Annotated in this window: 11 protein-coding genes; 5 read left to right on the top strand and 6 right to left on the bottom strand. The window is 66.3% G+C overall.

Features of this window, described 5'->3' with window-relative positions:
• Positions 1–29: 29 nt before the first annotated feature.
• From F7Q96_RS04815 to F7Q96_RS04795, 5 genes are read left to right on the top strand one after another with little or no spacing between them, the layout of a single operon-like run.
• A complete protein-coding gene (locus tag F7Q96_RS04815; protein ID WP_211923500.1) occupies positions 30–1019 on the top strand; it encodes a glycosyltransferase family protein in 990 nt (329 codons plus the stop codon).
• A 50-nt stretch (positions 1020–1069) separates the two neighbouring features.
• Positions 1070–2230: a glycosyltransferase gene (locus tag F7Q96_RS04810; RefSeq protein ID WP_053822993.1), complete on the top strand. Its 1161-nt coding sequence runs from the start codon at positions 1070–1072 to the stop codon at positions 2228–2230.
• Between the two features lie 37 nt (positions 2231–2267).
• Positions 2268–3251: an NAD-dependent epimerase/dehydratase family protein gene (locus tag F7Q96_RS04805; RefSeq protein WP_053821186.1), complete on the top strand. Its 984-nt coding sequence runs from the start codon at positions 2268–2270 to the stop codon at positions 3249–3251.
• On the top strand, positions 3238–4221 hold the full coding sequence (locus F7Q96_RS04800) for an MraY family glycosyltransferase (protein WP_053821187.1): 984 nt from the start codon (positions 3238–3240) through the stop codon (positions 4219–4221). The genes F7Q96_RS04805 and F7Q96_RS04800 overlap by 14 nt, the downstream gene beginning before the upstream one ends.
• Positions 4222–4233: 12 nt before the next feature.
• Positions 4234–6141 carry a polysaccharide biosynthesis protein gene (locus F7Q96_RS04795; RefSeq protein ID WP_082371399.1) on the top strand — a complete coding sequence of 636 codons (1908 nt, stop codon included), beginning with the start codon at positions 4234–4236 and terminating at the stop codon, positions 6139–6141.
• 53 nt (positions 6142–6194) lie between these two features.
• Here F7Q96_RS04795 and F7Q96_RS04790 read toward each other — a convergent pair whose 3' ends face one another.
• The 6 genes from F7Q96_RS04790 to F7Q96_RS04765 all read right to left on the bottom strand — a co-directional run bounded on the left by F7Q96_RS04790 (position 6195) and on the right by F7Q96_RS04765 (position 13297).
• Entirely contained in the window at positions 6195–7409 is a 1215-nt protein-coding gene (locus tag F7Q96_RS04790; RefSeq protein ID WP_053821188.1) for a sulfotransferase family 2 domain-containing protein, read from the bottom strand.
• Positions 7410–7514: 105 nt separating this feature from the next.
• A complete protein-coding gene (cysC, locus tag F7Q96_RS04785; RefSeq protein WP_226994825.1) occupies positions 7515–8105 on the bottom strand; it encodes an adenylyl-sulfate kinase in 591 nt (196 codons plus the stop codon).
• Positions 8106–8330: 225 nt separating this feature from the next.
• Positions 8331–9452 carry a glycosyltransferase family 4 protein gene (locus F7Q96_RS04780; protein WP_053821189.1) on the bottom strand — a complete coding sequence of 374 codons (1122 nt, stop codon included), beginning with the start codon at positions 9450–9452 and terminating at the stop codon, positions 8331–8333.
• Positions 9442–10710: a lipopolysaccharide biosynthesis protein gene (locus F7Q96_RS04775; RefSeq protein WP_151022188.1), complete on the bottom strand. Its 1269-nt coding sequence runs from the start codon at positions 10708–10710 to the stop codon at positions 9442–9444. Before F7Q96_RS04775 ends, F7Q96_RS04780 begins: the two co-directional genes overlap by 11 nt.
• Complete coding sequence (locus F7Q96_RS04770) at positions 10710–11870, bottom strand: glycosyltransferase (protein ID WP_226994826.1); 1161 nt, start codon at positions 11868–11870, stop codon at positions 10710–10712. The genes F7Q96_RS04775 and F7Q96_RS04770 overlap by 1 nt, the downstream gene beginning before the upstream one ends.
• 101 nt (positions 11871–11971) lie before the next feature.
• Positions 11972–13297: an exopolysaccharide biosynthesis polyprenyl glycosylphosphotransferase gene (locus F7Q96_RS04765; protein ID WP_053822997.1), complete on the bottom strand. Its 1326-nt coding sequence runs from the start codon at positions 13295–13297 to the stop codon at positions 11972–11974.
• Between the last annotated feature and the right edge of the window lie 9 nt (positions 13298–13306).

The following is a 13306-nucleotide window of genomic DNA, read 5'->3' as shown; positions in this document are numbered from 1 at the left end:
AGGTCGTCGCCTTGCATCGCGAATCGCATGTGGCACAGGGCGTGCCGTCGTTATCCGTCGCGGCCCGTATCACCGAGGTGCTGGAGTTCATGGAGTCGCGCGGCCAGCTGGTCTTCACGGCGATTTCCGAGAACGACGAAGCGGCGCGCAACGGCGTCAATTGGGCCGATGTGCTGATCCTGAGCAAGCACAGCTCTCAGCGCGCGCTTGACCTTGTCCGCCATGCCCGGGCCCGCGGCGTGCGCGTCGTCTACGACATCGACGACTGGATCTTTTCGTTTCCGAGCTATAGCGGTGCGCAGGCCCACAACAGCAAGGTCGCGCTTATCCGCGAGATTCTCGCCCTGTGCGACGTCGTGACGGTGGCGAACACCGTCCTGCTCGACAAGGTCCGGCCCTATGTGCCGGAACCTGTGCTGGTGCCGAACGGCATGTGGGTGGAGAAATATGCGGCGGGCGTGGTCGAAGAAGCGATGCCGCCGCGCATCGTCTTCACCAACGCAGACTTCCTGAAGATGCAGAGCGCGAAGGACATGCTGCTGACTGCGCTCCAGGTCTTTTTCCTGCGTCATCCGGACTACGCGCTGGACTTCTATGGCGACCCCTTTCCGGAGATGTTCTCGTTGCCGTTCCTGCATTTCACAAACCGGATGCCGTATGCGGACTACATGCGCGCGCTGGTTTCAGGCCGCTACCAGTTCGCGATCACTCCGCTGGGCGGCAGCGAGGACGTGGAGGCGGCCGAGTTCAACGCATGCAAGAACCCCTTCAAGTATCTGAACTACGGTACCGCGCGCGTCCCGGGCATCTATTCGTCGGCACCGATCTATCAGGGTTGCGTGGTGCCGGAACGCACCGGGCTGCTGGTTGGCAACGACTTTCAGGAGTGGGTGGACGCGCTCGAGCGCCTTGCCGGGGACCGCGCGCTTCGGCACCGGATCCGCGATGCAGCGTTTGACGACGTGATGCGCGGTCACCACGTGGAGGCGAGCGCCGCCGCGCTGGCCGCGGTGCTATGAGGCCTGCGATGATGGGCGCCTCCATCGTGACAAAGGGCGGGCGGCGGCCGCTGCGGGTGCTGCACGTGTATCGGACGTATTTCCCGGACCCGCCCGGCGGGCTGCAGGAAGCCATCCGGCAGATCGCGCTCGGTTGCCAGCCTTACGGCGTCGAGAGCCGCATCTTCACGCTTTCTCCGAAACCCGCGCCATCGCAGATCGCTCTGCCCGAAGGGACGGTACTGCGCAGCCGCTCCTGGGCGGCGCCGGCGTCGTGCGATCTCGGCGGGATCGGGTCCGTGCTGCGCTATCGGCGGGCAGCGGCCTGGGCCGATGTGGTGAATTTTCACTTTCCCTGGCCGTTCGGCGACGTCCTGCATCTGCTCGGCGGCAGCAGCCGTCCCGCGGTGATGACGTACCACTCGGATATCGTGCGCCAACGGATGTTGGGCCAGGTCTATGGTCCGCTGATGCGTCGCACGTTGCGCGCGATGGACGCGGTAGTCGCGACATCGCCAGCCTATGCCCGGACCAGCGAGGTGCTGAAGGCCAATGTCGCACCGCAGCGGCTGCGCGTCATCCCGCTCGGCATGGCGGATCTGGCCGATACGGCGCCGAATGCCGGCGAGGCGGAATCGCTGCTGCAGCGCTTCGGCCTGAGCGGACGGCCGTTCCTGCTCGCGTTGGGGGTGCTGCGCTACTACAAGGGGCTGCACTCCCTGATCGAGGCGGCGCCGGCCATCGCGGGCGATATCGTCATCGCCGGGTCCGGTCCGGAGATGGAGCGGCTTCGCGCGCTGGCGGCGCAGAAGGGTGCCGCCAACGTCGTCTTCGCGGGCCAGGTCTCCGATGCGGAAAAGGCCGCGCTGCTGCGTGGCTGCCGCGCACTCGTGCTGGCTTCGCAATTGCGGTCGGAGGCATTCGGCATGGTACTGGTGGAGGCATCGATGTTCGCCAGGCCGATGGTCTCGTGCGAGATCGGCACCGGCACTTCCTATGTCAATGCCGACGGCGTCACGGGTTTCGTGGTGCCGCCGGAATCGCCTTCCGAACTGGCGGCGGCCGCTTCCCGCTTGCTGGATGACGGCGCGCTCGCCGATCGAATGGGCCGCGCCGCGCGCTGCCGCTATGAGCAGCTGTTCTCCGGCGCTGCGCTGGGGCGAGCGTACAGCGATCTGTATCAAGAAGTCGTGGCGGCTTGCGCGGCGGGCCGCTCCACGCAGCGGGCCTAGCGTGCGTCTACGCAAGGATGGCAATCATGGAGGCGCGATGGACCATGTTCTGTTGACCGGCTCTGGCGGATTCGTTGGCGCGGCGTTGTTGCGCGCGCTGGAAGCCATCCATGCGCAAACGACCTGTGTGGTCCGCAGTGGCCCAGGGCGGCCGGAAATGCAGCGGCGCTACCTCGTCGTCGCCGACGACTTCGCCGATATCGACGCGGTGTGGCCGAACTCGCTGCGGCCGGATTGCGTGATCCACCTGGCGGCACGGGTCCATGTCATGCGCGATCGTGCGCCCGATCCGCTTGCCGCGTTCCGGGCAACCAACGTCGAAGGCACGCTGCGCGTGGCCCGTGCCGCGGCGCGGGCGGGCGTACGGCGTTTCGTCTATGTCAGCAGCATCAAGGCGGTGGCTGAAACCGATCCCGGGCGTCCGCTGCGGGAGAGCGATACGCCGGCGCCGGTCGATCCCTATGGCATATCGAAGCGGGAAGCCGAGCAAGCGCTGGTTGAGCTGTGCCGGGATCACGGAATGGAATGGACGGTGGTGCGCCCGCCGCTGGTTTACGGCCCGGAGGTCGGGGCGAACTTTCGCAGTCTGCTTGGCGCGGTGGCTCGCGGCGTACCGCTTCCGCTGGCATGCGCCAATGCGCCGCGCAGTCTGGTCGCTGTCGACAATCTGGCCGATGCGCTGCTGGCATGTGCGCGCCACCCCGCCGCCGCAGGCAAGATCTTCCATGTCTGCGACGGCGAGGACGTCACGGTCGCGAAACTGGCGCGGCTGATGGGCGACGCGCTGGGCCGGCCCGCCCGCCTGCTGCCGGTGCCGTTGACGCTGCTGAAGCTGGCTGGTGCCCTGACGGGCCGGCGCGATGCCGTCGCGCGGCTGGTCGAGCCGCTGCGGGTCGACAGCGCCAGGATCGTCGGCGAACTGGGCTGGCGACCGCCACTGACGCTGCGCGAGGCGCTCAAGCAGACGGCGGACTGGTATCGGCAACAAACCACGGGCGAGATCGCGCATGCCGTTCGCTAGCCTGCTGCTGCCGCCAGCGGCTCTCGCCTTCATCGCCAATGCGGCGCTGCTCTATCTGTTGCTTCGTACCGGCCTCGCATGGCGGCTGGCCCTGGACGTGCCGAATGCGCGCTCGCTGCATCAGCGTCCGACCCCGCGCGTCGGGGGCGTCGGCGTGACGCTTGTCAGCGCGATATCGATCGCCGTATTTGCCCCCGCATTGAGCGCACTGGCCGGACTCGCGCTGGCACTCGGCATGCTGTCGTTGGCCGACGATCGATGGGGTATGCCGGCGCGCTACCGCTTCGCGGCGCATCTCGGTGCGGCAGCCACGCTGCTGTGGCTGCTTCCGCTGCCATCCGCGCTGTGGATGCTTGCACCGGTGCTGGCGGTTGCCGTCGTGTGGGCGGTCAATCTGTACAACTTCATGGATGGCGCGGATGGCCTGGCGGGAGGCATGGCAGTCATCGGCTTTGGCGCCTACGCCGTTGGCGCCGGTCCGGCACATGCGGACCTGGCGATTGCCTCGATCACGGTGGCGGCGGCCGCCGCCGGCTTTCTGGTCTTCAACTATCCGCCGGCGCGCATGTTTCTCGGCGACGCCGGCTCGGTGCCGCTCGGCTTCCTGGCCGCGGCACTCGGTTACTGGGGCTGGCGGGAACAGGCCTGGCCGTTCTGGTTTCCCGCGTTCGTGTTCGGGCCCTTCGTGGCAGATGCGACCGTGACGTTGTTGAGGCGGCTGCTCAATGGAGAGCGCTTCTGGGAAGCGCATCGGACGCACTACTATCAACGGATGGTGCAGATGGCCGCCGGCCATCGCAGTGTGGTGCTGCGGTGGTATGTGCTGATGCTGGTCGGTACAATTCTGGCCGTCATGTCGGTCGACATGCCCGGCTGGAAATCAGGTGCGGTGATGGTGACATGGGGATTGCTGCTGATCGGTCTTGGTGTGACGATCGATCGTCGCTGGCGTCAATTCAAGTCCGGTTAGATTTACCGAGAGATGTCCAAGATGCCGATTCTCAAAGCCTCACGCGTGGGTGCGCGCTGGTTGTCGCTGGCCGCGTTCGCCTTCGATGTCGGTTCCGTGGCCGTTGCGTGGCTCCTTTGCTACGTGATCCGTTTCAACGGCATGCCGCCGGACGATTTCCGCGAGAGCGGGTTGACCGCAATCGCGTGGGTCGTTCCCGTGTACGCGGTGATGTTCCGCGTATTCGGCCTCTATCTTGGCATGTGGGTGTTCGCGAGCCTGCCCGACCTGTTCCGCATCGCCAAGGCGATCGTCGCGGGTGCCATCGTCGTGACCGTCGCCTCCACGATGCTGCAACCGTCGCCGCCGATCCCGCGCTCGGTGCTGCTGCTGATGCCGGTGATGCTGTTCTTCATCATGGGCGGAAGCCGGGCGGCGTATCGTGCCACCAAGGAGTTTTACCGCTATGGCGGCTTGATCGGCCAAGGCAAGCCGGTGTTGCTGCTGGGGGCCGGGGAGGCCGGCGCCAGCCTGGCCCGGGAGTTGCGCCGGTCGCCGCAATGGCGGCTGGTCGGCTTGCTCGATGACGACGAGCGCAAGCTCGGGCGCGAGATCCATGGCTACAAGGTGCTCGGCCGCATCAGCGATCTGAAGGAAGTGGCGGAGCGCCACAAGATCGAGCACGTGATCATCGCGATGCCGTCGGCACCCGCCCCGATTCATCGGCGCGTGGCGCGCCTGTGCGTACGCGCCAATGTCCGTGCGCTGGTGCTGCCGGCGCTGACGCCGCTGACCCAGGGTCAGCCGTTCATGTCGCGCGTGCGGCAGATCGACCTGGAGGACCTGCTGGGCCGCGAAGAGGTGACGATCGACACGCCGCACATCGCGCAGTTGCTCGAAGGCAGGGCCGTCATGGTCACCGGCGCAGGCGGCTCGATCGGCTCGGAACTTTGCCGCCAGATCGCGCGGTTCCACCCGGCCACGCTGATCGCCTATGAGATCTCGGAATTCGCCAGTTACCGACTCGCGGAGGAATTGCACGAGCACTTCCCGCGGCTCAATGTGATTTCGGTGGTCGGAGACGTCAAGGACACGCTACTGCTGGAGCAGACGATGCGGCGCTTCGCTCCCTACATCGTCTACCACGCTGCCGCGTACAAGCACGTTCCGATGATGGAGGAGCTCAACACCTGGCAGGCGGTCCGAAACAACACGCTGGGCACCTACCGCGTGGCGCGTGCCGCGATCGACCACGGAGTCCGGCGCTTCGTGCTGATCTCCACGGACAAGGCTGTCAATCCGACCAACGTGATGGGTGCCTCCAAGCGCCTTGCGGAAATGGTCTGCCAGGCGCTGCAGCAGACGACCTCGACGACCCAGCTGGAAACGGTCCGTTTCGGCAACGTGCTCGGCAGCGCCGGCAGCGTGATTCCGAAATTCCAGCAGCAGATTGCCCGCGGTGGTCCCGTTACCGTCACGCACCCGGAGATCATCCGGTATTTCATGACGATTCCGGAGGCAGCCCAGCTGGTGCTGCAGGCGTCCAGCATGGGCGAGGGCGGAGAGATCTTCCTGCTCGACATGGGGCAACCGGTCAAGATCGCCGACCTGGCGCGCGACCTGATTCGCTTGTATGGCTTCGACGAGAACCAGATCCGGATCGTCTATACGGGCCTGCGGCCCGGCGAGAAGCTGTACGAAGAGTTGCTGATGGATGACGAGACCACCCGTCCAACGCCCCACGACAAGCTGCGTATTGCCCGGGCGCGGGAGGTGCCGGAGGAGCTGCTCAGCGAGGTGCTGCCGTGGCTGATGCAGCGGCGCATTCCTTCCGATGACGAGGTGCGACGCGACCTGCGCCGCTGGATCGTCGAATATACGCCGAGCGTACGGCCGACATTGCAGCCGGTGCGCGAGCGGTCGTGGTCCAGGACGGGCTGAACAGGCTGCCCGCGGCGCGTGCCGCCGCCCGCAGCAGGCAGGCGGCGGTGGCGTTAGCCGATATGCCACCCCTGGCGCCAAGGACCTGCATTTCCTAGCGGGTCGCCGGCGCCCGCGATTGCCACGCGGAACGCCGTACCGTGCAGCGGCGGGAGCGCGATGGAGAAGCCGGTGTTGCTGCTGCCATAGCCCGCGGCAGCGACATCTGGACGCGGCCCGCCAGTCGTTCCGGCCGCTACCACCTCGTTCCCGCTCCATACTTCGATGGAAACCGGCCGGTCTGGCCGGGTCAGATTGATTGCCCAGCCGCTGACCATGTTCTCCCCCACGGCGTCGACGAAGCCCTCGTAGATGTCCGCGGGCGCGGCGATGGATCGCTGGCTATGCTCGATATAGTCGCGGATCGGGGCAAGGTCGAAACTCAGCGCGATATCGCGCAGCTTGCCGAGGTGCGCGTGGTCGTAGCCGAAGATCATCGACGCATGTTCGTGCGGATTCTCGACCTTGTTCAGTTCCGCCTGTACGGTCCGGACCAGGGCCAATGCCTTGTCGAACAGCTCGCCGCCAGCGGCCTTGTCGCGGTCGTTCGACTCGCGGACATCCCGGTACAGCGCGTAGTCCCACGCATTGTCCGCCAGGAATTTTTCGCGCGCCGACTCGCTGAGCTGTTGCTTGCGGCTGCCCGAGATGTTGGTCACGTTGGTTTCAGCGTAGAAGGGCAGGCCAAAGCCTGTCCTTCCGCACAATCTCAACAGAAACGCACTCATGTCCTCGCACAGTCCGGCGACCGGGATATGGTGGCGCAGGTTATATCGGGCCAGGTCGAGGCTGTGCTCGTTCAATGCCGGATCGCCGCTGAGCATATGAACGTACAGATTCTTGCCGGCGTACGATCCAGCCACCCATTCGTCGAGCGAAATCTCGCCGCGCCGGACCATGGCTTCTACCGTCGATACGCTGGCGCCGCGTTCGACCTCGCCGTTCTTGCCATTGAAGGCATACCAGTAGTGCGAAATCTGCCGCGCCAGCGGATCGCGCAGAATGGTGCAATAGGCCAGCGGCTTTTTCAGCAACCGGTGCATGCCGAACGGATGATGGCCGCCGCCTACTCCGGTTTTCACCAATCGTCCCAGGCTGGTACGCCATTCCGGATCCCGGTCCCATTCAAAATGAACAAACTGGCGTTCACCTCGATTCAGCTCGAAGAAGGAAATGACGGTAGAACCGCCGCTCTTGGGCGGATGAATGAAAAAGATCGGTGCGTGCATGATGGGCAACCAGGGATGCGCGAAGGATTTTGTTAGCGCCCGGCATTGGCGAGTCTCGGCGAATCGGCAACGCTTTCCTCATCGGCAGGCATGGATGGACTTCGTCTAGCGGGAAAGACGACCGTCCAGGAAAGCGGCCAGCACTTCGACGCATTCCTCGACCTTTGTGGTGGTGGTGTCCACGGTCAAGTCCGGGGCGACCGGAGGCTCGTACGGTGCGCTGATGCCGGTGAATTGCGCGATGTCTCCGCTGGCGACCTTGCGATAGAGGCCCTTGGGATCGCGTTGCCGGCAGCGCTCCAGATCCGCGTGAACGTACACTTCGGCAAATCGATCCGCACCCACGATTTCCCGCGCCGCTTCACGATCGCGCGCGGCAGGCGAGATCAGCGAAGCCAGAACCAGTACGCCCTGATCGTTCAGCAGCTTCGCCATATGCGCAGCGCGCCGGACATTGGCGTGGCGCTCTTCCGCGGAAAATCCGAGATCGCTGGTCAGTCCGGCGCGCAGCTCGTCGCCGTCCACGCGCAAGGCCGTGATGCCACGGTCGTACAGCCATCGCTGCAGGTTCCTGGCAAGCGTCGTTTTGCCGGCCCCACTCAGGCCGGTCAGCCAGAGCGTGATCGGGTAGGAACGCGTGGGCGGTGGAGCATCGACCGCCTTGACATCGGGCGATGGGCGAGCTTCCTTCGTCATCGTTGACTTGGCGCTGGCTTGACCGGGCCAATACGGGCGAATCTGCGCAATGCGGTCCGAGCGCGTCGTTCCGACAGCCGGAAAGACAGGAGCTCCGATAAAAACGCGCCGGATGGCCGCTCCATATTGCCGTGTTAATTGCTGTGCAATGCAGATTTAAACAACTGCGTTGCCGAGGGACTCGATACTGCTTATTTTCTGGATTCGAATGTTAGCACGCGAATATCAGGATCGAGGTTTGACTCTGCTTTGGTGTGCGCGCGCTATTTCGGTTCGTTCGAGCAGCGGAAGCCAGGCCGTCGCAATCCTGTCTGCCTCGTAATTTTTCGCCCGCTCGATTCCGTGTTGTGCCATTCGGGCCGCCATGTCCGGATGCGCGATGGTTCGGCAAATCGCGCGCCCCAGCGCATCGGCGTCGTCAACGGGGACCAGCGCCCCGTGCGCCACGGCTCCCAGTACCTCTCTCGGACCTGTCTCGCAATCGGTCGCCACGACGGGCAGGCCATAGGCCATCGCCTCGACCAGTACCAGGCCGAAGCCTTCATAGCGGGACGACAGGCAGAACAACGATGCGCCGCGATACAGCTCCGACAAATCCCGACGCGCGGGCAGTAGCCGAACGCTCGCCGACAAGTCGAGCTCGTTCCGCAAGTTCATCAGCGCGTCGTGCAGTTCCCCATCGCCAACGATATCCAGCCGCCAATCCGGATGCTCGCGCGCGACCATCTTCCAGGCGTGCAACAGCACATCGAAGCCTTTGGCATGCGTCAACCGCCCGACGGCGAGCGCGAGCTTCGAGTTTCTTTCCGCCGGCTTTGCAGGCATCGCGAACGGCAACGCATTCGGAATGGCCACCACATTGCGCGCCCCAAGCGCCCGCTCCCATTTCTCGCGATCCCGCTGCGTCAGCACCACGACACGCTCGCAAGTGCGAACCGCAAGCCGCCGAGCGGCGCGCCGCGCGTGCCGTCCGAGATCCTGATCGAAGTTGCAGTGTTCCCACGCAATGCGCCGTACGCCGAGCCCCGCGCATGCCGGCAGCGTAAACAACGTCAGCATCGTATCGACTTCGATCAGCACATCGATCCGATGGCGCTTCAGATACCGACGAATGCCGAAGACGGTCGACAAGTAGCGCGTCTTGAACGAAGGCCGCTGTGCGAACAGCGCGTCGTGCCGCACCGCCGGTTCGAGGTCAAAACAGCTGGCGGCGTCCCATAGACTGAGGATATGGACGGTGTACCCGCGCCGCGCCAGCTCGTTGGCGATCACCGCCGTCATCCGTTCGGCGCCGGCGAACGCGTTCAGTGTTCCGGTCAGAAAGCAGAGGGTAGGCTTAGCGCTCATGGGCCGCCATGGTCGATTGCACGGGACGAGCCGTGCGGCAACGCCACCACAGTGCGAGTCCGATCACTACCGCGAAGCCGTTGGCGAGCGCATAGCCGCCGACCGCGCCCCAGATGCCATAGCGCGGCACCGCGATCAGGTCGAATACCAGGATCATCGCCAGCGTGCCCGCCCATTTGAGCGCGACCCATTCGGGCTTGCGCAGATAGACCGGCAGCAGGGTCAGGCCGACATCGACGAACAGCAGCGCGGTGGCGAACGCCGCGACCCGCAGCAGCCCGATCGCGGTGCCGAATTGCTCGCCGTACAGCAGGTGAATGATCCAGTCCGCCGTACCGGCAATCACCGCCGCGCCCGCGAAGCCAACCACCCCGAGCAGCAACGCAAGAAGGCCGACGTTGCGGCGGGCGAGAGCGGCATCCGCTTGCCCGTAGACATAGACCGGCGCGGCACCGGCCGCGATGATGGTGGCCGCCGCGGCGTAGTTGTCGAGGATCTGCATCGTCGCGGCATAGGCGCCGAAGTCGGCGAGCGGCACCAGCGGCTGCAGGATCAGCTGATCGACGCGGCGCGCGGCCATCATCATCATGAAGCTGGCCCAGAACAGCGTGCCGCCCCGCAGCAATTGCCCCGCCAGCGCCGAATCGACCGCGATGCGCCGGTGCGGGACCCGGCTCAGGTAGTAGCCGGCGAGCAGCAGCGCCAGCACCACCGCCTCGACGGCGAAGGCGCTGGCGAAGGCCGGTGCGGCGCGGCTGCCGGCGGTGAACAGCAGCCCGACCATGCCGGCCTTGATGGTCAGCGAAATCAGGCTGAACACGGTGGCTGGCCGGTTGTTGGTATGCGCCTGCATCCAGGCACCGACCACGCCAAACGGTTCGCGCAGCAGGATCGCGATGCCGAGCAGCAGTGCCACGGCCCAGACTTCGGGGGCGGCGCCTGCCACGGCCAGATAGCCGCACATCAGCGCATAGCCGAGCAGGCCGCCAAACGCGCGCAGCACGAAGGCATGCGCGAGCAGGCGATGCTGCGCCGCGCTCGCCGCATCGGCGACCAGCCGCGGCACCACGACTTCGCTGCCGCAGATCAACGCGACCGATGCCGCAATCGTGACCACGGCCTGGGCATACTGGAAATGCGCGAAGCCTTCGGGGCCGAGCGCGCGCGCCAGCATCGCGACGATCGCGATGCCGGTGACGACCTGCAGCCCGCGCTCGGTCAGCATCCACAGCAGGTTGCCGGCGACCCGTCTGCGCATCAGGCGGTCCCCATGCGTGCGTGGGCCTTTGCAGCGGCGAGCGCGGCGTAGCGGGCCAGCCATTGGTCCGAGATGGCCTCGAGGCCGAGCGAATCCGCGATATGGCTGTGCCTTGCCGCCTGCTGTGCGATGTCGCCGCGTCCGTCGCGCAGGGCGCGAGCGAGGGCGGCTGCCAGCGCGTCGGCATCGCCGCGCGGTACGACCTGGCCAAAGCCGTCGACCATCTGCGCGACACCGGCCGCATCGGTCGCCACCACCGGGCAGCCGCAGGCCATCGCTTCGCCGACGACCAGCGGCATGCCTTCGATGTCGGACGACAGCGCAAACACGTCCGCTGCATTGAGCAGGGCCGGGATGTCGGCGCGCGTGCCGAGCAGACGGACGCGGTCGCCGAGGGAAAGGGCCGCAATGCGGTATTCCAGCGCGGCGCGTTCGGAGCCGTCGCCCGCGATCAGCAGTCGTGCGGAAGCAAGCGACGACGGCAGGCGGGCAAATGCCTCCAGCAGCAAAGCCTGGTTCTTCTCGGGGACGAGTCGTCCGACATGAAGCAGCAGCGGTGTGGCCGCATCGAGGCCCAGCGCCGCGCGGGTCTCAGCCCGCGCCGTGCCATCGGGCCGGAACCGTGCGGTATCGATGCCATTGGGCAGCACCACGATGCGCCCCGCCGGCACCGCACCAGCCGTAATCATTCTTTCCCGGCCTTCGGCGCTGACATGCGTGGTCAGTCCAGCCCAGCGATCGGTCAGCCGATAGGCCAGCATGCGCGCCATGCCGCCCTCGCGCGCGCTGTGCGCGGTGCAGACCAGCGGCGGCATGGTGCGCGCCGGACCGGTTGCGATCAGGGCGCGGCCGAACAGGTTGGCATGGACCATGTGCGCGTGAATGACGTCCGGCCGCCAGTGTTGGATGAAACCGCGCATCTGCCGCAGCGCCCGCGCCATCGACCACGGCGATTTGCGCATGGCGAGGTTCAATGTATCGATGCCGGGCGGCAGTGCCACCTCGCATCCCGGCGTCAGGCTGACTACGGCGACCGCGTGGCCCAGTGCATCGAAGCGGCGCGCGAGCGCGGCGACCTGCTGCTCTGCGCCGCCAAGGCGCAGGCCGGTGGTCAGCAGCAGAATGCGCATCGGCGAGCGCGGTAACTGCGGCAGTTCCATGGAGGAGGCCGACGCGAACGGCAATGCCGTCGAACCCAACGATTCGGGCGCATCTGCCGACAGGCCACGCACCGGCGCCACGCCGCGCTCATGCGCCTGCATCACCGCGCCCCATACCCGGTCAGCAGCGTCCGCACCGTCTTCACCGCCACCAGCAAATCCAGCGCGAAGCTGCAATGCTTGACGTAATACAGGTCGTAGCTGAGCTTGGTCACGGTCTCTTCATGCGTGCCCGCATAGCCCTGCTGGACCTGCGCCCAGCCCGACAGCCCCGGCCGCACCAAGTGCCGGTACGGGTAGTAGGGGATCGTGTCGGCAAAGCGATCGACCATCGGCACCTGCTCGGGACGGGGGCCGATCAGGCTCATGTCGCCGGTCAGCACGTTCCACAGCTGCGGAATCTCGTCGAGCCGGTATTTGCGGATCACGCGGCCGACGCGGGTCACGCGCGGATCGCGCCGGGCGGCGAAGCGCGCGGTGTCCTGCGGCGCGGCTTCCATGCTGCGGAACTTGAGCATCGTGAACGGCTTGCCGAGCAGTCCGACACGCGTCTGCCGGAACAGCGCCGGGCCCGGCGAGTCGAGGCGGATCGCCAGCGCCACCGCCAGGGCGGCAGGCAGCGCCAACGGGGCCAGGCACAGTACCGCGGCAACGTCGATGATCCGCTTCAGATAGCCGTAGAAATAGTGCGCGGCATGATCGTCGAGGAAGTTCTCGTCGATATGGTCGAGCCCCAGCCGGCCGGTCAGCATCTCGCCGACGCGCTCGACCGAGTAGATCCGCACGTGGCTCATCTTGTAGCGCGCCAGCAGCCGCGTGCGTTCGGGATCGGCGGCGGCGCTGCGATCGAGCATCAGGCCGTCGCAGTGCACCGCTTCCTCGATCGAGCCGATCGGCTCGAAGCGGGTGCGTCCCGGCGGCAGCGCGCCGGGCATCGCCAGCAGCTGCTGCAGCTGCGCGAGCGCGGCGGGGTCGGTGTAGCCGAACACCGGCACGTAGTTCTGCACATAGCGCCGGTAGCCGGCCCAGATCCATGCGAGCGTGGTCAGGTAGCCGAGCAGCAGCGCGCCGCGCGAGTACGGAATCTGGAAGGCGGCGAAGGCGAACAGCAGCGCGACGAAGGGCAGCGTCGCCGCGAGGCCGACCAGGCTGTTGCCTTCCATCGCCGGCAGATGCAGCGAGCGGTGCAGCAGCACGAAGGCCAGCAGATACGGCGCGATCGACCACAGCAGCGTGCGCGGAAACACGTGGGTCACATAGCCGGCCTGATGGGCTGCCTCGGCGAGCCCCATGTTCAGCGCGAAAGGCAGCAGGCCGAGCAGGGCCCAGCCGAGCATACGGCTGGCGCGGCGCATCGTTTCGGAGCCGCGGGCGCGGATGGCCAGCGGTACGCGGGCTTGGCGGGCGGTGCCCGATGCCTTGTCCATGCGCATTCC

Origin of the sequence: Cupriavidus gilardii (genome assembly GCF_008801915.1) — a bacterium.
GTDB classification, from domain to species: domain Bacteria; phylum Pseudomonadota; class Gammaproteobacteria; order Burkholderiales; family Burkholderiaceae; genus Cupriavidus; species Cupriavidus gilardii.
Note: the sequence above shows the minus strand (reverse complement) of the source record. Positions and strands in the feature narration are given on the sequence as shown.

Bases quoted from the DNA above. Each gene is read 5' to 3' on its own strand.
- F7Q96_RS04795 (WP_082371399.1), top strand. From the start codon at position 4,234: ATGTCCAAGATGCCGATTCTCAAAGCCTCACGCGTGGGTGCGCGCTGG.
- F7Q96_RS04780 (WP_053821189.1), bottom strand. From the start codon at position 9,452: ATGAGCGCTAAGCCTACCCTCTGCTTTCTGACCGGAACACTGAACGCG.
- F7Q96_RS04775 (WP_151022188.1), bottom strand. From the start codon at position 10,710: ATGCGCAGACGGGTCGCCGGCAACCTGCTGTGGATGCTGACCGAGCGC.
- F7Q96_RS04765 (WP_053822997.1), bottom strand. From the start codon at position 13,297: ATGGACAAGGCATCGGGCACCGCCCGCCAAGCCCGCGTACCGCTGGCC.
- cysC (WP_226994825.1), bottom strand. From the start codon at position 8,105: ATGACGAAGGAAGCTCGCCCATCGCCCGATGTCAAGGCGGTCGATGCT.
- F7Q96_RS04790 (WP_053821188.1), bottom strand. From the start codon at position 7,409: ATGCACGCACCGATCTTTTTCATTCATCCGCCCAAGAGCGGCGGTTCT.
- F7Q96_RS04800 (WP_053821187.1), top strand. From the start codon at position 3,238: ATGCCGTTCGCTAGCCTGCTGCTGCCGCCAGCGGCTCTCGCCTTCATC.
- F7Q96_RS04770 (WP_226994826.1), bottom strand. From the start codon at position 11,870: ATGGAACTGCCGCAGTTACCGCGCTCGCCGATGCGCATTCTGCTGCTG.
- F7Q96_RS04805 (WP_053821186.1), top strand. From the start codon at position 2,268: ATGGACCATGTTCTGTTGACCGGCTCTGGCGGATTCGTTGGCGCGGCG.